Genomic DNA, 20,016 nt, shown 5'->3' with positions numbered 1-20,016 from the left:
TTCCACCTTTGTCCTAACTTATTGTAAATTTATAGAACTTTGCTTTTTATTATCCTTAGTATCCACCCAAATATTTGGCACTGCACCACCGGGCGTTAAGAAAATTTTAGCATCTTGATTGACCTTAAGTGCTTCATTAAATTCCTTTTGAGTTTCAATCTGTTTAAGATTCAACAAAGGATTATTAAGACTTTCTGCAATTTCTTTATTCGCAAAGGCTTGAGCTTGAGCCTCAATCTTAATCGCATCAGCCTTACCCTTAGAGCTAATGATGGTTGCATTCGCTTCACCTTCAGCTAAAGTGGCTTGTCTTATAGCTTCTTGCACAGCTCTAACCGCTTCTTGTTTAGCGATTTGCACTTTTTCAATTTGTTCTTTAACCCTTGTAGGAAGGACTATCTCTCTTAATTCAACAGCTTGAAGTTGCACAGGGTCATTAGACAATGAAGAAATACTCTTAGTCACTCCCTCGCTAATATGTTCGGCAATGGCATTACGGTTTGCTGGCAAGGTTTCTGCTGTGTATTGTCCTATCACACTTTGGACAACATTACGCACGGTTGGGTCGATGATTTTATTTTCCCAATTTAAATTCCAATTTGCAATGGTATTTGGCACTTCATTGGGATTAAGATTGTATTTAACAGTGATATTAACAAGCACGGTTAAACCATCTTTATCCAAAACAGAAATGCTGTTTTTATTGATGATTCCTGTTCCCGTTTGCAAACTATCATTGCCCCCATCCAAAGAAGTATAAGTCATTTGTCTTTGTCTGGTATCTACAACGATAATCTTTTGAAAAATCGGCACAAAAAAATGCAAACCCGATTTTAAAGGGGTGGGATCATAGCTTCCCGTTGTAACCTTAATCCCCATTTCACCTTCATTGACAATAGCAAAAGGTTTTGCAAGAGCAAAGACTAAAATGATAATGATGAGTATATAAATGAGTGGGGAAAATTTCCCAAAACCCTTGAAATTAAATTCTGGGGCTTTAAAATTAAAATTTTGGCGATTGTTACCACCTCCTGAAGAATTTGAATTTTTTTTATTAAAATAATCATTTAAATCCGCTGGCATTCCTATCCTTTAATATAAGTTAGCATTGAGTCATATTTTGCATTGCGTCCATAAACAATATCAAAAAACGCATCTTGTATTTTTTTAGTCATTTCTCCCCTTAAACCATTGCCTATAGTTCTTGCATCGATATAATTAATCGGAGTCACTTCAGCCGCTGTTCCTGTGAAAAAGGCTTCATCGGCTGTATAGACCTCATCTCTTGAAATTCTTTCACGTAATACTTTAATCCCAAGATCTTCAGCGATTTTTAATACCGTATCTTGAGTGATACTTTTCAAAGAAAAATCATTAGGCGGAGAGATTAAAACCCCGTCTTTAACGATGAAAAAACACTCTCCTGTACCTTCAGCGACAAAACCCTCTTCATCAAGCAATAAAGCCTCTTCATACCCTGCCTCAATGGCTTCAAATTTAGCGATTTGAGAATTAAGATAATTTGCACTTGCTTTAGCCTTTGGAAACGATGATTTGACGCTATTTCTTGCTAAAGATGAAATTTTAACCTTAATCCCTTTTTCTAAACCCTCATCTCCAAGATAAGCCCCCCATTCCCAAGCCGCAATCCCAACGCGTACCGGTGCTTTTGCATGATAAAGCCCCATTATCCCTTCACCAAGAAAAATCAAGGGACGTATGTAAGTATTATTTTGAAACTGATTGACCCTTAAAAGTTCAATCTGTGCCTCTTCGAGTTCTTGTTGAGAAAAAGGGCATTGAATCAAGGTAATTTTTGCAGATTCTAGCAATCTTTTTGTATGATCTTTAAGTCTAAAAACCGCTAAACCCTTTTGAGTTTTATAGGCTCTGGTGCCTTCAAAAACTGCATTACCATAATGCAAAGAATGTGTTAAAAAGTGCAAATTCGCATCTTTAAAATCAACAAATTTCCCATCAAGCCAAATTTTATCTGCTTTAATCATTTTTTTGCCTTTTTTATTAAAATTTTCTTAAGAAATTCAATAAATACCGATGAATTTTAACAAAAATATACTAACAATTAAATAAATATTGTTAAAATTATTGTTAGTTTTAAAAATTTTGGAGGAATTTATGCCTATTGTAACAATAAAACTTGCAAAACCTGCAATGAGTAAAGAGCAAAAAGCCGCGTTAATCAGCGATATAACCGAGCTTTTAAACAAAAAATACAATAAAGCCAAAGAAAGAATCGTTATAATGATTGAAGAAAGTGAGCCTTTTGATATAGGCTTTGGGGGAGAAAGTGTTGAAAGCATTAAGGCAAAGGAGGCAAAAAATGAGTGATTTAAAAATCGCGGATAAGGCTCCGCAATTTGAGCTTCTTAATCAAGATGGAGTCAAGATTTCTCTTAAAGATTTCATTGGTAAAAAGGTGATTTTGTATTTTTATCCTAAAGACAATACACCCGGTTGCACAACTCAAGCTTGTGAATTCACTCAAAATTATGAAAAATTTATGGATAAAAATGCTGTGATTATAGGAATTAGTCCTGATAGCATTCAATCCCATGGACAATTTATTGAAAAATTTAAACTCAAACATATTTTATTGAGTGATGATGAAAAAGAAGTGGCTAAAAATTATGGAGTTTGGGGCGTGAAGAAAAATTATGGTAAAGAATACGAGGGGATTATCCGTTCAACCTTTGTGATTGATGAGAAAGGAAATATCGCTAAAATTTATAGAAATGTTCGCGTAAAAGACCATGTTCTAAAGGTTTTAGAAGAGCTTTAATGTTAGTGCATATTTGTTGTAGTGTCGATTCTCATTATTTCATACAAGAATTAAAACGCGTTTATCCTAAAGAAAAGCTTGTTGCCTATTTTTATGACCCAAATATTCATCCTTATAGCGAGTATGAATTAAGATTTTTAGATGTGAAACGTTCCTGCGATAAGCTTAAAATCAAACTTTATAAAGGAGAATATGAATACGAAAAATGGCTCAATGCTGTTAAAGGCTACGAAGATGAGCCAGAAAAAGGAGCAAGATGTGAGATTTGCTTTGATTTTAGAATGAAAGGAAGTGCTCAACTTGCATTTAAGCTTGGAGAAAAGAAACTCACAACAACTCTTTTGATGAGTCCTAAAAAGGATTTAGAGCAACTTAAAAAGGCTTTGGAAAAAGAATGCAAACCCTATGGCATTGAATTTTTAGCTGTAGATTTTCGCAAAAATGGGGGAAGCACGAGACAATTTAAACTTGCAAAAGAGGATAAACTCTACCATCAAAATTATTGCGGTTGCATTTATGGGCTGAAAAAACAAAAAGAAAATAAAGCTTTTATTGATGAGCTCATGTCGCCTATTTCGCGTCAAATTTTACCCGCAAGCATTGAAGCAAGAATCGCACTCTATAAAAAGGTGCGTTCTTTAGAAAAAAAAGGAATTCCCTTTGAGCTTTCAAGAGAGAAATTTCTTAATTATCGTCTTTTAAAAGCCTTAATAAAAATTAACAATCAAGCCGTCAAGGCTCATATTTTGTTTTATTCACATTTTAAAAATGCTTGGACAAAATTTTCTTTAGATAATGATTTTAAGGGAATTTATAAAAGCTTAAAAGATGAAATGATTTTCTTAGATTTTGAGTATTTTAATGCACTTTGTAAAAATAAATTTAAAAATTATGAAAATTTCTTAGAAAAACCTCTAAGTATAGAACAAGAAATTAAACTGCGTCAAAAACTTCTTGAAGCCTATAATCTCTCTCCCATTATCATTTTAAAACAAATTCCAAAGGGACGCTATGAAATTTCAGCAAAGAGTGAAATTTATTTTGACACCAAAGAAAAAATTGCATTTTTATGAGTCAATTTTTTACGCAAAATATTGAGTCGCTTTAAAAAAACAAAAAATAAATTTTGATAAAAATTTTTAAAATAATAAAATTATTTTATAATTTTATTAGTATTTTTTTTGTAAAATTCTTTCATATATTTTGATTAATTTTTTAGGTTTTAAAGCAAATGATAAATGTAACACAAATCCAAGAAATTTTACCGCATCGTTATCCTTTTTTGCTTGTAGATAAAATCACAGAGCTTAAAATTGGAGAGATTGTTAAGGGTTATAAAAATATCAGCATTAGCGACCCTATTTTTATAGGACATTTTCCAAATCACCCGATTTATCCGGGCGTTTTAATCTTAGAAGGTATGGCACAAACCGGAGGAGTTTTAGCCTTTGAAAGTATGGACGATAAAGTTGATCCAAAGTCTAAAGTTGTGTATTTTACGGGAATTGACGGGGCAAAATTTAGAAATCCTGTGCGTCCAGCGGATCGCTTGGATTATGAAATGCAAGTGGTCAAAAATCGTGGGAATTTATGGGTTTTTAAAGGACGAGCCTTTGTGGATGAGAATTTGGTTGCAGAGGCAGAACTTAAGGCGATGATTGTAGATAGATGAAAAATCAAATTCATTCAAGTGCAATCATAGAAGATGGTGCTGTTTTAGGTCAAGGCGTCAAGATAGAAGCTTATGCTTATGTGAGTAAAGATGCTAAGATAGGCGATGAGGTTGTGATTAAACAAGGAGCAAGAATTTTAGCTAATACCACCATAGGAGATAAGAGTCGTATATTTTCTTATGCGATTGTAGGAGATATTCCGCAAGATATTTCTTATAAAGATGAAAATTTTACAGGGGTGATAATCGGAAAAAATGCGACAATTAGAGAATTTGTAACGATTAATTCAGGCACTGCTAAGGGAGATGGCTTTACAAGAATCGGCGATAATGCTTTTATCATGGCTTATTGTCATATTGCACATGATTGCAGTTTGGGCAATCATATCATTTTGGCAAATAACGCAACTTTAGCAGGGCATGTTGAGCTGGGTGATTATGTTGTTGTTGGCGGTTTGACTCCTATTCATCAATTTGTCCGTGTGGGAGAGGGTTGTATGATAGCCGGAGCTTCAGCACTTTCTCAAGATATTGTGCCTTTTTGCTTAGCAGAAGGAAATCGTGCGAGTATTCGAAGTCTTAATCTGGTAGGAATTCGTCGTCGTTTCGATAAAGATGAGGTAGAAAATTTAAATAAGGCTTATAAATTTTTATTTAAAAAAGGGGATTTGAAAGAAAATGCAAAAATTCTGCTTGAAAAAAATATTAGCGAAAATGTAAATAAAATGTGTGAGTTTATTTTTGAAACCAAACGCGGAATTCCGGTTTATCGAGGAAGGAATAATGACTAAAAGAAGATGTAGTTTTTGCAATGAAAATGAAAGTCCGCAAAGAATAGTCCTATCAAATAATGAGCAAGATGATGTTTGCATTTGTCAATATTGTGTTGAAGGTGCTTATGATATTATTTTTGGTCAAACAAAAAATCCAAAAGAACCTAAAGAAAAGCATATTGTAAATTTTCAAAACATCACACCTAAAGAATTAAAAGCCTATTTGGACGCCTATGTTATAGGACAAGATAAGGCAAAGAAGATTTTTAGTGTCGGAGTTTATAACCATTATAAAAGGCTTTTTAGAGCAGATTTGCAAGATGATGATACAGAGCTTTTTAAGTCAAATATTTTACTTGTAGGTCCCACAGGAAGCGGGAAAACTCTGCTTGCTCAAACCTTGGCAAGATTTTTAGATGTTCCTATTGCAATCTGTGATGCAACTTCACTCACTGAAGCAGGATATGTTGGAGAAGATGTTGAAAATATATTGACAAGACTTTTACAAGCCGCTGATGGAGATGTTGAAAGGGCTCAAAAAGGTATAGTTTTTATTGATGAGATTGATAAGATTGCAAGAATGAGTGAAAATCGCTCTATCACTCGTGATGTGAGCGGAGAAGGTGTGCAACAAGCCTTGCTTAAAATCATAGAAGGTTCTCTTGTCAATATTCCTCCAAAAGGCGGTAGAAAGCATCCTAATCAAGATTTTATACAAATAGACACTTCAAATATTTTATTTGTTTGTGGAGGGGCATTTGATGGACTTGAAATCATACTCAAACGCAAAAAAGGGGATAAAATCGTAGGTTTTTTTGATGATAAAGAGTCTAATTTACAAAAAAATTTACTTGAAAAGATTGAACCTGATGATTTGGTGCATTTTGGTTTAATCCCTGAACTCATAGGACGACTCCATGTCATTGCTTCTTTAAATGAATTGAGTGAAGAGGATATGATACGCATTTTAACCGAACCTAAGAACGCTATTATAAAACAATATCAAAAATTATTTGCGATTGATGGAGTGAATTTAAAATTTGAAAATGAAGCTTTAAGAGCAATTGCCCAACTTGCTTTAGAGCGTAAAACCGGTGCGAGAGGACTTAGGAGTATTATAGAAGAAATAATGGTGGATTTGATGTTTGAATTACCTGAATATAAAAACTATGATATAGTCATTACAAAAGAAGTTGTTTGCGAAGGGGCAAAAGCTTTGTTAATTAAAAGAAAAATAAGTTAAAAGGAAAGAAATGATACTAGACCAGCTTATAGGATTTTTCTCTAGCGATATGGGTATAGATTTAGGCACAGCTAACACTTTAGTTTTGGTCAAAGATAAAGGCATAGTGATTAATGAACCTTCTGTAGTGGCGGTAGAACGCGAAAGATATGGAGGCGGAAAAGCGAAAATTCTAGCGGTGGGTAAAGAAGCTAAAGAAATGGTGGGTAAAACTCCGGGCAACATAGAAGCCATTCGCCCTATGAAAGATGGAGTTATAGCTGATTTTGATATGACCGAAAGAATGATTCGTTATTTTATTGAAAAAACACACCGCAGAAAATCCTTTTTGCGTCCTAGAATCATCATTTCTGTGCCTTATGGACTCACTCAAGTTGAAAGAAAAGCTGTGAGGGAAAGTGCTTTGAGTGCTGGAGCTAGAGAAGTATTTTTGATAGAAGAGCCTATGGCTGCAGCGATTGGTGCAAATTTACCCATACAAGAACCTAAGGGAAATTTAGTTGTGGATATTGGGGGTGGAACGACTGAAATTGGCGTGATTTCTTTAGGGGGATTGGTGATTTCAAAATCCATTCGCACAGCTGGAGATAAACTTGATATGGGTATAGTCAATTATGTCAAAGAAAAATACAATCTCGTCATAGGCGAAAGAACGGGAGAGGAGATTAAAATCAATATCGGTTCAGCGGTGCAGCTTCCAAAAGAACTTTCAATGGTTGTCAAGGGACGCGACCAAGTTACAGGACTTTTAAATTCCATAGAGCTTACAAGTGAAGATGTAAGAGAAGCCATGAAGGAGTATTTAAAAGAAATTTCTGATGCTTTAAAAATGGTGCTTGAAATGATGCCACCGGATTTGGCTTCAGATATAGTTGAAAATGGAGTTGTATTGACCGGAGGCGGAGCTTTGATTCGGGGGCTTGATAAGTATTTATCCGAAGTTGTGCGTTTGCCTGTATATGTAGCAGATGAACCTTTATTAGCTGTTGCTAAAGGCACAGGTAGGGCTTTAGAGGAAATTTCTTTATTGCAACAACTCACAAATGAAGAATAAAATTGTATTTATTTTAATCTTAGCTTTTTTAGTGGTTGTTTCTTTGCATTATGGAGGATTGATTAAAAAAAATATTCTTTTTATCAATGATTTTATTATTGGAAAACTCTATGATTTTAAGGAGTTTGTAGGCGAAAAAATTTCAGAACATTTCAATCAAGCTGAACAAATTGCTACTTTAAAAGAAAAAAACAAGGAATTAGAACGTAATGCCATTTTAGCAATAACCCTTTCTAATGAACTCAATCGCCTTTTAGAGGATAAAAATTCCACGCAATATTTCCCCAATATCTCCTTAGCAAGAGCAATGTCTTATGTGCAAATGAATGATTATAAAAAAGTATGGCTTGACTCGATAATGCATATTCCTAGCGGAATTTCTGGAATTATTTACAAGGGCTATACAGCCGGAATTGCTGTCAATAAAGATGGCAGAACAATGGCAATTTTACAAGGTGATGAGCAATGCAGTTTTTCAGTTTATATAGGAAAAGACAAATTTCCCGGAATCATACAGGGACAAAACGATAAAATTATGGTCAAATTCATTCCTAAATATGCAAAAATCAAAGTTGGTGACGAGATTTTAACCAGCGGACTTGACAACATCTTTTTTGCGGGAATTCCCGTAGGAGTCATTGACGAGGTCATTGATGAGGAGATGTATCTCAATGCTAAAGTAAAGCCCTATATAGAAGTGAATATTCCTGTGTATTTATATTTGGTTGAACACTTATAAAAAACATTTTTATACGAATTTAAAATTTGTTTTAATATAAAAATTTAATTGATTTTTTATAATATAGCAAATCTAAACCTTTATTTTTAAACTTTAGACTTATTTTTTAAGAGATTTGAAATTATTCACCTGATAGCATATTTAAAAATATAAAAACAATTAAATATCAAATACCTCTTGGTTAATTTTTATAATCAATAAATTGATTATCTTTTTAAACTTTTTCTAAAATTTGAAAAACTTAGAGATTAGAATTTTGGTTATAAGATAATTTTGTTTTTTTATATTTTATTTTGGTTTTTGCCTGATTTGGATATCAATTTAAAAAGTTTAAGCTGTATTTGCTGCTACTGCAAACATTTGAATTTATCCCATTAAGATAAAGTATTTTTTATTTTCATGCTTTAAATTTTTTAATTTATTTGTCATTTAAAAATAATTCATAGAGACAAAAGAGAGTCTTAAAACCCTCTTAATGTTTTGATTTTTTTATTTTTTTAACCAAAGGAGGAATTACAATGATAAATAAAGCCCCTAAAAGTAAAATTTTTGTAATCACCCCATCATAAAGTATAGAAAAATCTCCACTGCTAATAGAAAGAGCTCTTCTTAAATTCACTTCAAGCATTTCCCCTAAAACAAATCCCAAAATAAGCGGTGCCATAGGAAATTGAAGTTTTCTTAATATATAGCCTATAATACCGATGATAATGATTAAAAACAAATCAAAACTTGTGCTGTTGATTGAATAAATCCCTATTGCTGATACAACAGCAATGATAGGAGCTAGAACCCAAATAGGAATGCTCAAAATTTTCACAAACACACCGATGAGTGGAATGTTTAAAAAAAGCAATAAAACATTAGCAATAAACAAAGAAGCAATAAGCCCCCAAACTATATCCGGATTGTCGCTAAACATTGTAGGACCGGGATTGATATTATAAAGGGTTAAAGCTCCTATCATCACAGCAGTTGTTCCAGAACCCGGAAGTCCTAAGGTTAGCATAGGTATGAAAGAACCGCAAGCTGAAGCATTATTAGCCGTTTCGGGTGCGGCAACTCCTCTTAAATCTCCTTTACCAAATTCATTGTCTTTTCCTGCAAGTTTTTTTTCATTCATATAAGAAATCGCACTTGCTATTGTAGCTCCCGCTCCGGGTAAGACGCCTACAAAAAAGCCTGTGATTGCTGATCTTATAATCGTCCAAAAACAATGAAAAAATTCTTTCACAGAAACCAAAAGTTTTCCGGTTTTTTTAATCGCCACTGCTCCGGTATGCGTGTTTTCTAAAATCAATAGAATTTCACTGATGGAAAATAAACCTATAACAAGAATCACAAAGGGAATTCCATCGTATAAATGCGGATTGTCAAAAGTGAAGCGATAGACTCCAGAATTTCCATCAATACCTATGGTGGTTAAAAACAAGCCTATAAGAGCTGATAGCATTGAACGAATCGGCTTTTGTGCGAGCATAGAGCCAAGAGTTGCAAGAGCGAAAATAATGAGGGCAAAGTATTGTGGAGGACCAAAACTTAAAGACCATTGTGCAAGTAAGGGGGCAAACAAGACAATGCCCGTGATTGCAATCAATGAGCCTATAAAGGAGCTGATTGCAGAGATACAAAGAGCCTTCCCTGCCAAACCTTTTTTAGCTAAGGGGTGTCCATCTAAAGTTGTCATAATTGCTGCTGCATCGCCGGGAATTCCTAAAAGTATAGATGAAATGCGTCCCCCATATTCACAGCCCATATAAACGGTTGCAAGTAAGATGATTGCAGAAGTAGGCTCAAGCCCCATAGAATAAGCAAGAGGTAGGAGTATAGCAACTCCATTAATTGGTCCTAATCCGGGCAACATTCCAACAATAGTTCCTATAAAACAACCTATAATTGCAATGATAATGTTTTGAGTGCTTAAAGCAACTTCAAAACCTTGTAATAAATATAACCAAGTATCCATTATTTATCCTTATCTTTACTCAAAAATTTGTCCAGCAGGTAGGGTAATTTGCATTAAATCATCAAAAAGATAATATAAAAGCACACTTGCTAATATAGCAAAAATCAATGCATACAACCATTTGGCTTTAAAAATCAATGAAGTGAGGAAAATAAAAATCATACTTGAAAATATGAAGCCCAAATATTCAAACAAAAAGGCAAAAGCAAATAAATTGACAATCAAAAAAGCAGTCTTTTTAGCTAAGGCTAAATCAGGCCATTTAATTTCAGTTTCTTCAAAGAAAAAGAAAAGAGAAAAGGCACCTAAGGCGATTAAAATCAAAGCGATGATAGGAAAGGGTCTAGGTCCTAAAGGCTCATAACTGAATTCAGTTTTTATGCCCAAACCTTGATAAATAAGGAAAGAGCATAAAGCGAGTAAAATGACAGAAAAAATTCTTATGCTAATCATTTCTTACTTCACTAAATCAAATTCTTTAGCTAAATCGCGATATTTTTGAGTTTGAGCCTTGACAAATTCTTCTAATTCTTTGCCGTTTTTATTGAATTCAAATAAGCCTCTTAATTCTCTTTGTTTTTTAAATTCTTCAGTTTGTTGAAGTTTAGTGAGGGCTTCAAGCCACCAATTATAGCTTGCATCAGATACTTTTGGAGCCATGTAGTAACCTCTAATTGTAGGCCAAACTACATCATAGCCAAGTTCTTTTGCAGTCGGCACTTCAGATAATTTTTTACTCTCATTAGAATGCAAACGTTCATCAGAAAATACAGCTAAAACTCGCACACTACCAGATTCTAAATGAGGTAGCAGTTCAGCTATACCTTGAACTGCAGCATCAATATGCCCTCCAAGCAAAGAAATCATCGCATCTCCACCGCCTTCAAAAGCCACGTAACGTGTATCTTTGATATTAACATTTGCACTCTTTGCAAGCAAGGCTGTTGTCATCCAATCTTGCCCACCAACTGAACCACCGGCACCAAAACTTATCGATTTAGGATCTTTTTTAAGAGCGTTGAGTAAATCTTCTAAAGTATTATAAGGAGAATCGGCTTTAACGCCCACTGCAGCATAATCAACTCCACCAGAAGCAAGCCATCTGACATCATTTTCATTGTATTTTCCGTGCTTACCTGTGGCGATATTAAGAAGAGTCCCACTTGAAAAAGCAACAATGGCATTGCCGTCTTTGGATCTTGAATTAATCATCGAATTATAGGCTACAACACCAACTCCACCGGGCATATAAGTAACTCTCATCGGCTTGGATAGAATTTTAGTATCAGTAATGCTCGTTTGAATGAGCTTACAGGTTAAGTCAAACCCTCCTCCGGGCTGTGCAGGAGCGATGCATTCTGGGCGATTTGGCTCTTTTGCAAAAGCTAAAATACTACAAAATGCTAAGGTTGTGCAAAATAATTTAAATTTCATTGTTTTATCCTTTACAATATTTAATTTTTTATTAATTATTACATAATATTAATTTTTTATCACTTTTATTGAATAAAATAAGGTAGAAAATTATAAATTTGTAACTTTTTTACACTATTTTATACATCAGTATTTCTTAGTATGTGTTTATATTTAGGACAAAAAATGACTGTTAGCGAACTCAATTTAAAAGCAAAAACCTTGCTTGAAACCCATTTTCAAAACATTCTTTTAAGCGGTGAAATTTCAAAAATCACTTTTCATACTTCAGGGCATTGGTATTTTGAGCTTAAAGATGAAAAATCAAGTCTTGCTTGTGCGATGTTTAAACATGCGAATTTAAAACTTGATTTTAAGCCTAAGGTTGGGGATTTTTTAGAGCTTGAAGGAAATTTGAGCCTTTACACAGAGAGCGGACGCTATCAATTTATCGCTTCAAATATGAAAAAATCGGGATTTGGGGATTTAGAAGCACAATTTTTAGCTCTAAAAGAACGTTTGAGTCAAGAGGGTTTATTTGATGAAAAATATAAAAAAACTTTGCCGAAATTACCTCTTAAGGTCGGTATTATCACTTCTTTTACTTCAGCAGCACTTGAAGATATGCTTAAAATCATTCATCAAAAGGCTTATTTTTTAGCTAAAATTTATGTTTTTAATGCACTCACTCAAGGAAATTTAGCCCCAGCTTCTCTCATCAATGCCTTAAAAAAAGCCGATGAAAAAGGACTTGATGTCTTAATTCTTGCAAGAGGTGGCGGAAGTAGAGAGGATTTATTTTGTTTCAATGATGAAAATTTAGCCAGAGAAATTTTTTCCCTTAAAACCCCTATCATTTCGGCTATAGGACACGAGATTGATTATGTTATTAGCGATTTTGTGGCTGATTTTAGAGCACCAACTCCGAGTGTAGCGGTGCATTTTTTATTCCCCTCAAGGCTTGATTTGGAGCAGAATTTGGATTATTTAGAACAGAATTTAAAACATCTTTGGAAGATAAAAATGCAAAATTTAGAAAATGAGCTTTTAAATTTACAAAAAATTTTAAAGGCTAAATCTTTAAATTCGCTCATCGAACAAAGGATTAATCAAAATCAAATATTACTTAAACAACTTCAAATTTTAATTCATAATAAATTTAAAATGGCAAATTTAGCCCTTGATAAGGTGCAAAATTCTTATTTGCAACATGAAAATTTTTTCCAAAAAAGCAAAAATTTAATTTCTATCAAAAAAAATGGTAAAATAATCACATTAGAAGAAGTGCAAAGCGGAGATTTAATCACCTTAAATTCTCAACTTTCACAAAAAGAAGCAAAAATTTTATAAGGACAAAAATGAGAAAAATCAATTTTAGTGCAGGTCCATCAACTCTAGTTCTTGAAGTCTTAAAAAAAGCTCAAGATGAACTTGTGGATTATCAAGGTAGGGGCTATTCTATAATGGAGATTAGCCATAGAAGTAAGATTTTTGAGGAGGTACATTTTGGTGCGATGAGTAGGGCAAAACAGCTTTATGGTTTGAATGATGATTATGAAGTGCTTTTTTTGCAGGGTGGTGCGAGTTTGCAATTTGCAATGATTCCTATGAATTTAGCGATGAATGGGACTTGCGAGTATGCAAATACAGGTGTTTGGACGCAAAAAGCAATCAAAGAAGCAAAAATTTTAGGTGTAAAGGTTAAGGTGGTTGCAAGCAGTGAGGAGGAGAATTTCAATCATATCCCAGAAGTGAATTTTAGCGACAATGCTGACTACGCTTATATTTGCTCAAACAATACCATATACGGAACGCAGTATAAAGAATATCCAAAAACAAAGGCTCCTTTGATTGTCGATGCCTCGAGCGATTTTTTTTCAAAAAAAGTTGATTTTTCTAATATCGCTCTTTTTTATGGTGGAGTGCAAAAAAATGCTGGAATTTCAGGTTTAGCTTGTGTTTTTATCCGCAAAGATATGCTTGAAAGAAGTGAGAAAAAAAATCTCACTAGTATGCTTAAATACAGCATTCATGCCCAAAATCATTCTTTATTTAATACCCCGCCCACCTTTGCCATTTATATGTTTAATCTTCAAATGCAATGGCTTTTAGAGCTTGGAGGACTTGATAAGATGAATCAAATCAACACACAAAAAGCAAAGCTTTTGTATGATTGCATCGATAATAGCGGTGGATTTTACAGCACTCATGCAAAATCTGATAAATCTTTGATGAATGTGAGTTTTAACATAAAAGATACAAATTTAGAAGCCCTTTTTGTCAAAGAAGCAGAAGAAGAAGGTATGCTAGGACTTAAAGGACATAGAATTTTAGGAGGAATTCGTGCAAGCATTTATAATGCTATCACTCCCGAACAAGTGCAAATTTTATGCGAATTTATGAGGGAATTTCAAAAGAAATACGCGTGATTTGTGATTGTATAAATTTCGCTATTGTTTCAATTAAGGCTTAATTTTTAAGTTTAAATTGCATTTTCTTAAATTTTTAAAGCCTTAAATTATTTCAGCAAGATTTTATATTTGATTAAATTATCTTAATCTTATTAAGGTATCAATTCCCCCTCTTAAAACAAGTGATTGCAAATTTGTTTTGCTTATTTTTTATTGCTTAGTAAAAATTTATCATCTAGAAATATCCTAAAAACGAAAAAGTTTAACAATTTTTGGTTTTATTTTAAAAAATTTAAAAAAATTAAATTTATGGAGCAAATCCAGCTCTATGACTTTAAACCTCTAATCATATTTTACAAAATGACATCAATCCTTTTTATTTTTTAATTCTTCTATCAATTCTTGGCAATCTCTTTCAACGATGAAAAAATCTTCAATCTTTTTTGAATTTTTAATCAAACCGACTATTTTTAGATATTCTTCCTTGCTTATTTCATCAATTAATTTATGCATTTTTTCTTTTATTTCTTGTTTTATTTTTTCTTTTATTTCTTGTTTTATTTTTTCTTCTGTTTCTTGTTTTATTTTTTCTTTTATTTGTGTTAATGTATTATTATTTTTTAATTCATCATCGTTTGAGTCTATGTCTTTAAATCTTTCAAGCAATAAATATTTATTGAGTCTAAATTGTGATTGAGTGCTATCATCAAACCATAATTTTTCATCAAATACAATACCTCTTTTGATACCATACGCTTTTGCTTTATTCATAGCATGCCTTGAGCCGCTATCTTTTTTACTATCCTCTTTACTATCTTTTTCTGTGTAACTTGCAGTTAAAATAACTATATCACTAAACATAGCCTGCAGTCTATCTCTGGCTATATATCTTCCAATGAATTCCCATTGATTTTCAGCTTTTTCATAATATTCGCTAATTAACAATCCTCCACCATTTGCAATGTCCTTTGCTAATTCCTCATTTTCTTTTGGTAAAATATCCTCAAGAGTGCTTGGCAATATAGCCACCGTAGCCTCTTTGAAAGCAGTTTCGTGTGCTATGGTGTCACAACCAAGTGCTAAACCACTTATTATAATAGCATCTTTATCTCTAAATTGAGTGACTATGTCTTTTTCTAATTTTTGAATGTTTTCTTCTGGTTCTAAAAGCCCGATAACAGCAACTCTAAAACGTTCTTTAGCCAATAAGTTCAAATCTCCCTTATAGGCTAAAATCAATGGCAAATCTTTTTCTAATTTTGATGATATTTCTATTTTATCTTGCTTTTTATTGTTCTCTTGCGGTTCATCAAAATTCAATGATAGTTGTCCATGTTCTTTTGGTGTTGATTTTGGAGATTCTTCTGATTGCGATATAATCAAAGGAAATTTTTCATCTTTAAAGCTGATAAAGCCCTCAACAGATGAAATCTCTTCAAGCTTTTCTCGTATTTTATCTTTGAATCTGTCAAAATCTTTTGAAAAATCTTTTTGTCCATTGAACTCTAAATTTACAAGATTTTCTTTACAAGAAGTTTCGAATTTTTCATTTAAATTTTTTTCTTTAAATAAACGCTCCATATCTATATCATTTGATTGTCTGGTGTTATTGATAAGCCATTCTGTATCTTTTTTACTTGTTTTTTTTATAATTTTCTTTTCTAGTAAAGTAAGTATATTCAAAACATTTTCGGTGTATCGAGCCATTATTTCTCCTTATTTAGATTTATCTATAGTTCTTGCAACGCAATAAACTGCAACTCTTTTTGCTCCCTTATCAAAAAGAGCTTGAACGCAATCTTCTATAACATTAGCAGTTTTAGTATAAATATCGTCAATTAAAATTATATCACAACCTTTTACTCTATCATCAATATCGCAAGTCTCTAAGGTAATTCCCACATAAGGCATTTTTCCTTCTTTGTCAAATCCTTTTTTGCTTAAATGAGTTGTTCTGGTATTTGTATGCCTTTGAATAAAATCCGTCCCATCTATAATAGGACTGCCCTCGCGTCTTAATTCATTGACAACTTCTTTTACCGCTTTTCTAAAATAGAGCTGCTTTTCTGTAAAATTTGCTTTTGATCGAGGAACAACACATATAGTATATGTTTTTTCTAATCGTTTTAAAATATCATAGATATAACTTTTCGCTTCATCTTTTGCTCGATTTAACGTCTCTTCATTCTGATGAGGTTGTCCGTCTTGAAAACTTGTGTTTTTAAGTGTAACCAAAAAGTCCGGATTGCCTTCAAGCTTATAGTTTGTATAGTCTCTATGGTACCAGCCACAGACACTTTCTTTCCTTAAAAAACCATTTGTTTCTATATCGAATGATTTTAATTCTTCCATTTTAACTCCTTTTGTGTATTGATTGATTTAATTTCATTAAAAAGGTAAATCGCTGTCATCATCTTCTCTAGTAGGTTTATTATTTTTATATTTTTCTGCTTCAGTAGCTATGAAGTTTTCTATATATTCTTCCCAACTTACTTTCTTTTCTTTAGGACTATTATTTTTTACATAAGTATCTATCATTTCAAAAAAACGTTCTAATTGTTTTATCTTTCGTTTTGTTTGTTTTATATCTTGTCTTAATAATTCTATATGTTCTTCATCTACCGCATTCGTATCTTCTTCTTCTAAATTTTTTAGGCTTTGTTTTAATTTTTCTATATATCTTTTTAATAATACTCTATATTCTTCATTTTCTGCTGTGAGTTCATAAGCTGTGAGTTCATAAAGTAATTCACTGAACCCTTTTAAATAATCTATATATCTCTGTAATCTACCATTTGCAGTATAATCACGAAACCACATAATATCTTTCCTCTCATCATCATAATAATAATAATCCAAGTAACAATCACCACTATAATCTAATTTATCAAGCATTGCTTGATCAAATTCATCGCCTATTTTAAAATTTTTATATTCATAAGGATCTTCACAACACTCATCACTCTTATAACAATTAGGTTCCTTAGTTTTTGCAATACAATAAACCCCAACGCTACTTGCTTCACGCCTAAGAAGGTTGCAAACGCAATTTTCTATAATATCAGTATTTTTAGTATAAATATCATTAATCAATATTACATCTTGTGTAAATAGTAATTCATCTTCGATATCAAATATATCATCAAATATATCATCAAATATAATAGGACTGCCCTCGCGTCTTAATCCATTGACAACTTCTTCTACAGCTTTTCTAAAAAAACTTTGCTTTTCATCTTTATCTATATATTTTCTAGGAACAACACATATAGTATATGCTTTTTTCAATCGTTTTAAAATATCATAGATATAACTTTTCGCTTCATTTTTTGCTTTAATCAATTCTTTATATTTTTTATCTCTATGCCAATTTTTAAGTGTAACCAAAAAGTCCGGATTGCCTTTGGCTCCATAACTTATATAGTCTTTATGATAACAGACTTTAACCTTAACGTTTTCGCCAAAATAACATGCCTCTATAAAAAATTCTTTAAGTCGTTTCATAGCACATTCCTATTTTTATAATATTTTGTTTTAAGACACCCGCTTGTAAGGCACAAGAAATTTGTGAGTCATCATTTTCAAAAACAATAATATCTTTGGCATCAAAATTATAATGCTTTAAAAAATTTAAAAATTTATTGTCGCTTTCATTGCAATATATTCCCGATAAAAAGTCCAAATGATGATATTTTACAATCATTTCAACCCTTTGTTTTGCAGCATTAGTGCATAAAAAGATTTTATGGGTTTTGATGAATTTTAAAATATGATTGAGTAAATTTTGATTGATTTTTGTGTATGAGAGATATTGAGCGTATAAACGTGTCTTTTCTTCTTTGATTTGTTGTTTTTGTTTTGGAGTTAAATGGGGAAAATATTTTTTCAAATCTTTAAATGTGAATCTTGAATGATTATATTCTAAAGTAAAATTTTCTTTAAGAATCGATTCATAGGCATCTTTATAAGAAAGAAAATTTGCTTCATTGCTGTCTATCAAGGTTCCATCCATATCCAAAACAAAAATCATTCATTGCCTTACCGGTTGAGAATAAGAGCTTTTTCTTCATCACACATTTTTTTAGGGTTAAAACCATAGGAGCTTAACAATTCATCATTTCCTTTAGAAAGTGCATTGCGTTTAAAATCTATTTCTTTAATCATATCAACAAATCTCTCAAAAGGGTATTTTTCGGGATTGAAATCATAGTTAAAACTTTCTAGTTTTTTGAAAATTAAATAAATGAAGAGTTCTATATTTTTACCGGAGTATGTTATTTGTTTTAAGCAATGATCGATTATTCTATCTTCGATGCACTTGTCACCACAACAATCATCATGTCTGTCTTTAATAATATCCCTTTTTATAATATCCTTAATTTCCTCTTTTGTGTAAGTATATTTATAATAACACCCTTGACATATGCACAATTCAAATATATTATGTGTATAGTCCCCTATATAACGATGAATAGTTTCTACTATATGGGCTTTATCACCACCGCAAATCCAGCAAATCCAGCAACGATTTCGACAAAATGCGAATAAATTTGAAGATAAAACATACGTTTCCATTTATAACCCCTTTCATTAAATATTTTTTTAAAAAAGAAGCCATTATATCAAAAAAAAAAAAAAGTCAAGTCAAGTCAAATCGTGGTCATTTCAACAAATTTTTTAAGCAAAATGAAATCAGCTGTCATTGAAGAAAGTGGCCGGGAGAGAGGGATTCGAACCCCCGGAGGTGTGACCCTCAACGGTTTTCAAGACCGCCGCTTTCGACCACTCAGCCATCTCCCGAGTATAATTTTTAAGTTTGCCTTTGGAGGCGACATCCGGATTCGAACCGGAGATCAAGGCTTTGCAGGCCCATGCCTTACCGCTTGGCTATGTCGCCTTGAGTTATGGTGCCCGAGGCCGGACTTGAACCGGCACGGAAGAAAAATTCCGAGGGATTTTAAGTCCCTTGTGTCTACCAATTCCACCACCCGGGCAAAGAAAGAAGTATGGAGCGGGAAACGAGATTCGAACTCGCGACCCCAACCTTGGCAAGGTTGTGCTCTACCCCTGAGCTATTCCCGCAAAAATTAAAATTCTAACAAAATAAACTTAAAAGGAGTTTATTTATAAAACCCTTTGCTTTATTTTATTCAAAGCTTTTAAAGGCAATTAAATTGATAGCTTAACTTGTATTGAAATCTAAAAAATATAATGTATCAATAAAGCAATCATTAGAAATTTAGTTTTTTTGAAATTTGCTTCATTTATATAATATGAAAAATCCATTATTTTAGACGTATTTTAGAATTTTAATAAAAGTTGATAAAAAAGATGATATTTTCATTTTAAAGAATTAAAATAAATCTTGTAAAAACCTTTAAATTATGAGCTTGAATGGAATCTGAAGTGATTTAAGTTTGAATTTTATTTTTCTTTGTTTTTTCTGTATCAATGAATTCTCCATTATCTGAAATAGGAAGTTCGATAATTTCTATACGTTTTTTATTATAAGCTTTAAAAGTTTCAAATTCTACACAGGGCGAGGAAACAACAAGCATAAATTTAACCTCATAATTTGAATGGGGATAAAAAAGATGATTTTTCTTAAATTCATCAAGATTCTTTATAATCATTTCCATATTTTCTTTTTTGAGTTTAAATTGAGTGTTTTGAGTATAGTTTTTGCATTGTATGAGTAAAGTGTGATTTTGGTGAAAAGCAATCAAATCAAGTCCGCCATCTTGCTGCCCTAATAAGCTATTTTTAAAAACGATGTAGCCTTGGTCTCTATAATATTTTGCTACAAGTTCTTCATATTTATCACCCTTTTGTATATACTTAGCATTCTGTCTTGAATTTTGAAATTTTTGCATTTTTATTCCTATTTATATTTTTTAAGAATTCTTTTTATAAAAATATATGTAAAAATAAGAATAAATGGTAAC

The 20,016-nt window shown here is 32.4% G+C and carries 21 protein-coding genes and 4 tRNA genes; 10 read left to right on the top strand and 15 right to left on the bottom strand.

All coding sequences use genetic code 11. The features are described 5' to 3' along the window. Window positions 1–18: 18 nt before the first annotated feature. Window positions 19–1,083: a prohibitin family protein gene (locus CCUN_RS08505; protein ID WP_027305546.1), complete on the bottom strand. Its 1,065-nt coding sequence runs from the start codon at window positions 1,081–1,083 to the stop codon at window positions 19–21. A 2-nt stretch (window positions 1,084–1,085) separates the two neighbouring features. Next, window positions 1,086–2,006, bottom strand: coding sequence for a branched-chain-amino-acid transaminase (gene ilvE / locus CCUN_RS08500; protein ID WP_027305545.1), 921 nt, complete (start codon window positions 2,004–2,006; stop codon window positions 1,086–1,088). Window positions 2,007–2,136: 130 nt separating this feature from the next. Between ilvE and CCUN_RS08495 the strand changes: the two genes are divergently transcribed. From CCUN_RS08495 to mreC, 8 genes are all read left to right on the top strand, one after another. Beyond that, on the top strand, window positions 2,137–2,349 hold the full coding sequence (locus CCUN_RS08495; protein ID WP_027305544.1) for a tautomerase family protein: 213 nt from the start codon (window positions 2,137–2,139) through the stop codon (window positions 2,347–2,349). Next, window positions 2,342–2,800: a thioredoxin-dependent thiol peroxidase gene (gene bcp, locus CCUN_RS08490; RefSeq protein WP_027305543.1), complete on the top strand. Its 459-nt coding sequence runs from the start codon at window positions 2,342–2,344 to the stop codon at window positions 2,798–2,800. The genes CCUN_RS08495 and bcp overlap by 8 nt, the downstream gene beginning before the upstream one ends. After that, window positions 2,800–3,873, top strand: a complete 1,074-nt coding sequence (locus CCUN_RS08485; RefSeq protein WP_027305542.1) for an epoxyqueuosine reductase QueH — start codon at window positions 2,800–2,802, stop codon at window positions 3,871–3,873. The genes bcp and CCUN_RS08485 overlap by 1 nt, the downstream gene beginning before the upstream one ends. A 158-nt stretch (window positions 3,874–4,031) precedes the next feature. Further along, the gene (fabZ, locus tag CCUN_RS08480; protein ID WP_027305541.1) at window positions 4,032–4,472 is read left to right on the top strand and encodes a 3-hydroxyacyl-ACP dehydratase FabZ; all 441 of its coding nucleotides are present in this window, start codon (window positions 4,032–4,034) and stop codon (window positions 4,470–4,472) included. Further along, complete coding sequence (gene lpxA / locus CCUN_RS08475) at window positions 4,469–5,263, top strand: acyl-ACP--UDP-N-acetylglucosamine O-acyltransferase (RefSeq protein WP_027305540.1); 795 nt, start codon at window positions 4,469–4,471, stop codon at window positions 5,261–5,263. Before fabZ ends, lpxA begins: the two co-directional genes overlap by 4 nt. Continuing rightward, window positions 5,256–6,488 (top strand): ATP-dependent Clp protease ATP-binding subunit ClpX, encoded by a 1,233-nt coding sequence (gene clpX / locus CCUN_RS08470; protein WP_035175737.1) that lies wholly within the window; start codon window positions 5,256–5,258, stop codon window positions 6,486–6,488. Before lpxA ends, clpX begins: the two co-directional genes overlap by 8 nt. Window positions 6,489–6,498: 10 nt before the next feature. Continuing rightward, window positions 6,499–7,542, top strand: a complete 1,044-nt coding sequence (locus CCUN_RS08465; RefSeq protein WP_027305538.1) for a rod shape-determining protein — start codon at window positions 6,499–6,501, stop codon at window positions 7,540–7,542. Then, entirely contained in the window at window positions 7,532–8,281 is a 750-nt protein-coding gene (mreC, locus tag CCUN_RS08460) for a rod shape-determining protein MreC (RefSeq protein ID WP_027305537.1), read from the top strand. The genes CCUN_RS08465 and mreC overlap by 11 nt, the downstream gene beginning before the upstream one ends. Window positions 8,282–8,753: 472 nt before the next feature. On the opposite strand, the gene CCUN_RS08455 is transcribed toward mreC, so the two are convergent. Genes CCUN_RS08455 through CCUN_RS08445 form a run of 3 tightly spaced genes read right to left on the bottom strand, consistent with a single transcriptional unit; the run spans window position 8,754 to window position 11,681 of the window. Then, window positions 8,754–10,247, bottom strand: coding sequence for a tripartite tricarboxylate transporter permease (locus CCUN_RS08455; RefSeq protein WP_027305536.1), 1,494 nt, complete (start codon window positions 10,245–10,247; stop codon window positions 8,754–8,756). A gap of 15 nt (window positions 10,248–10,262) precedes the next feature. Further along, on the bottom strand, window positions 10,263–10,700 hold the full coding sequence (locus CCUN_RS08450; RefSeq protein ID WP_027305535.1) for a tripartite tricarboxylate transporter TctB family protein: 438 nt from the start codon (window positions 10,698–10,700) through the stop codon (window positions 10,263–10,265). A gap of 3 nt (window positions 10,701–10,703) precedes the next feature. After that, on the bottom strand, window positions 10,704–11,681 hold the full coding sequence (locus CCUN_RS08445; protein ID WP_027305534.1) for a Bug family tripartite tricarboxylate transporter substrate binding protein: 978 nt from the start codon (window positions 11,679–11,681) through the stop codon (window positions 10,704–10,706). A 165-nt stretch (window positions 11,682–11,846) separates the two neighbouring features. Here CCUN_RS08445 and xseA point away from each other — a divergent pair, with 165 nt between their 5' ends. Next, a complete protein-coding gene (gene xseA, locus CCUN_RS08440) occupies window positions 11,847–13,010 on the top strand; it encodes an exodeoxyribonuclease VII large subunit (protein ID WP_027305533.1) in 1,164 nt (387 codons plus the stop codon). Window positions 13,011–13,018: 8 nt separating this feature from the next. After that, window positions 13,019–14,089 carry a phosphoserine transaminase gene (gene serC / locus CCUN_RS08435; protein ID WP_027305532.1) on the top strand — a complete coding sequence of 357 codons (1,071 nt, stop codon included), beginning with the start codon at window positions 13,019–13,021 and terminating at the stop codon, window positions 14,087–14,089. Window positions 14,090–14,437: 348 nt separating this feature from the next. On the opposite strand, the gene CCUN_RS08430 is transcribed toward serC, so the two are convergent. From CCUN_RS08430 to CCUN_RS08385, 10 genes are all read right to left on the bottom strand, one after another. Further along, window positions 14,438–15,778: a DNA-processing protein DprA gene (locus CCUN_RS08430; protein WP_051521693.1), complete on the bottom strand. Its 1,341-nt coding sequence runs from the start codon at window positions 15,776–15,778 to the stop codon at window positions 14,438–14,440. A gap of 9 nt (window positions 15,779–15,787) precedes the next feature. After that, window positions 15,788–16,423, bottom strand: a complete 636-nt coding sequence (locus CCUN_RS08425) for a hypothetical protein (RefSeq protein ID WP_027305531.1) — start codon at window positions 16,421–16,423, stop codon at window positions 15,788–15,790. A gap of 36 nt (window positions 16,424–16,459) precedes the next feature. Continuing rightward, window positions 16,460–17,575 (bottom strand): hypothetical protein, encoded by a 1,116-nt coding sequence (locus CCUN_RS08420; protein WP_027305530.1) that lies wholly within the window; start codon window positions 17,573–17,575, stop codon window positions 16,460–16,462. Beyond that, window positions 17,562–18,101: an HAD family hydrolase gene (locus CCUN_RS08415; RefSeq protein ID WP_027305529.1), complete on the bottom strand. Its 540-nt coding sequence runs from the start codon at window positions 18,099–18,101 to the stop codon at window positions 17,562–17,564. The genes CCUN_RS08420 and CCUN_RS08415 overlap by 14 nt, the downstream gene beginning before the upstream one ends. Window positions 18,102–18,109: 8 nt before the next feature. Next, window positions 18,110–18,646 carry a hypothetical protein gene (locus CCUN_RS08410; protein WP_027305528.1) on the bottom strand — a complete coding sequence of 179 codons (537 nt, stop codon included), beginning with the start codon at window positions 18,644–18,646 and terminating at the stop codon, window positions 18,110–18,112. Window positions 18,647–18,783: 137 nt separating this feature from the next. Next, a tRNA-Ser gene (locus CCUN_RS08405) sits at window positions 18,784–18,871 on the bottom strand. Between the two features lie 23 nt (window positions 18,872–18,894). Continuing rightward, window positions 18,895–18,968: transfer RNA gene (locus CCUN_RS08400), tRNA-Cys, on the bottom strand. Window positions 18,969–18,976: 8 nt separating this feature from the next. Next, window positions 18,977–19,065, bottom strand: a tRNA-Leu gene (locus CCUN_RS08395). Window positions 19,066–19,078: 13 nt separating this feature from the next. After that, a tRNA-Gly gene (locus CCUN_RS08390) sits at window positions 19,079–19,153 on the bottom strand. Between the two features lie 329 nt (window positions 19,154–19,482). Next, complete coding sequence (locus CCUN_RS08385) at window positions 19,483–19,944, bottom strand: restriction endonuclease (RefSeq protein WP_027305527.1); 462 nt, start codon at window positions 19,942–19,944, stop codon at window positions 19,483–19,485. Between the last annotated feature and the right edge of the window lie 72 nt (window positions 19,945–20,016).

Source organism: Campylobacter cuniculorum DSM 23162 = LMG 24588 (assembly GCF_002104335.1).
Lineage (GTDB): Bacteria > Campylobacterota > Campylobacteria > Campylobacterales > Campylobacteraceae > Campylobacter_D > Campylobacter_D cuniculorum.
This window is presented reverse-complemented; position numbering and strand designations above follow the sequence as displayed.

Bases quoted from the DNA above. Each gene is read 5' to 3' on its own strand.
- ilvE (WP_027305545.1), bottom strand. From the start codon at position 2,006: ATGATTAAAGCAGATAAAATTTGGCTTGATGGGAAATTTGTTGATTTT.
- CCUN_RS08495 (WP_027305544.1), top strand. From the start codon at position 2,137: ATGCCTATTGTAACAATAAAACTTGCAAAACCTGCAATGAGTAAAGAG.
- fabZ (WP_027305541.1), top strand. From the start codon at position 4,032: ATGATAAATGTAACACAAATCCAAGAAATTTTACCGCATCGTTATCCT.
- clpX (WP_035175737.1), top strand. From the start codon at position 5,256: ATGACTAAAAGAAGATGTAGTTTTTGCAATGAAAATGAAAGTCCGCAA.
- serC (WP_027305532.1), top strand. From the start codon at position 13,019: ATGAGAAAAATCAATTTTAGTGCAGGTCCATCAACTCTAGTTCTTGAA.
- CCUN_RS08425 (WP_027305531.1), bottom strand. From the start codon at position 16,423: ATGGAAGAATTAAAATCATTCGATATAGAAACAAATGGTTTTTTAAGG.
- bcp (WP_027305543.1), top strand. From the start codon at position 2,342: ATGAGTGATTTAAAAATCGCGGATAAGGCTCCGCAATTTGAGCTTCTT.
- CCUN_RS08445 (WP_027305534.1), bottom strand. From the start codon at position 11,681: ATGAAATTTAAATTATTTTGCACAACCTTAGCATTTTGTAGTATTTTA.
- xseA (WP_027305533.1), top strand. From the start codon at position 11,847: ATGACTGTTAGCGAACTCAATTTAAAAGCAAAAACCTTGCTTGAAACC.
- CCUN_RS08385 (WP_027305527.1), bottom strand. From the start codon at position 19,944: ATGCAAAAATTTCAAAATTCAAGACAGAATGCTAAGTATATACAAAAG.
- CCUN_RS08420 (WP_027305530.1), bottom strand. From the start codon at position 17,575: ATGAAACGACTTAAAGAATTTTTTATAGAGGCATGTTATTTTGGCGAA.
- CCUN_RS08485 (WP_027305542.1), top strand. From the start codon at position 2,800: ATGTTAGTGCATATTTGTTGTAGTGTCGATTCTCATTATTTCATACAA.
- mreC (WP_027305537.1), top strand. From the start codon at position 7,532: ATGAAGAATAAAATTGTATTTATTTTAATCTTAGCTTTTTTAGTGGTT.
- CCUN_RS08430 (WP_051521693.1), bottom strand. From the start codon at position 15,778: ATGGCTCGATACACCGAAAATGTTTTGAATATACTTACTTTACTAGAA.
- CCUN_RS08415 (WP_027305529.1), bottom strand. From the start codon at position 18,101: ATGATTTTTGTTTTGGATATGGATGGAACCTTGATAGACAGCAATGAA.
- CCUN_RS08410 (WP_027305528.1), bottom strand. From the start codon at position 18,646: ATGGAAACGTATGTTTTATCTTCAAATTTATTCGCATTTTGTCGAAAT.
- lpxA (WP_027305540.1), top strand. From the start codon at position 4,469: ATGAAAAATCAAATTCATTCAAGTGCAATCATAGAAGATGGTGCTGTT.
- CCUN_RS08505 (WP_027305546.1), bottom strand. From the start codon at position 1,083: ATGCCAGCGGATTTAAATGATTATTTTAATAAAAAAAATTCAAATTCT.
- CCUN_RS08450 (WP_027305535.1), bottom strand. From the start codon at position 10,700: ATGATTAGCATAAGAATTTTTTCTGTCATTTTACTCGCTTTATGCTCT.
- CCUN_RS08455 (WP_027305536.1), bottom strand. From the start codon at position 10,247: ATGGATACTTGGTTATATTTATTACAAGGTTTTGAAGTTGCTTTAAGC.
- CCUN_RS08465 (WP_027305538.1), top strand. From the start codon at position 6,499: ATGATACTAGACCAGCTTATAGGATTTTTCTCTAGCGATATGGGTATA.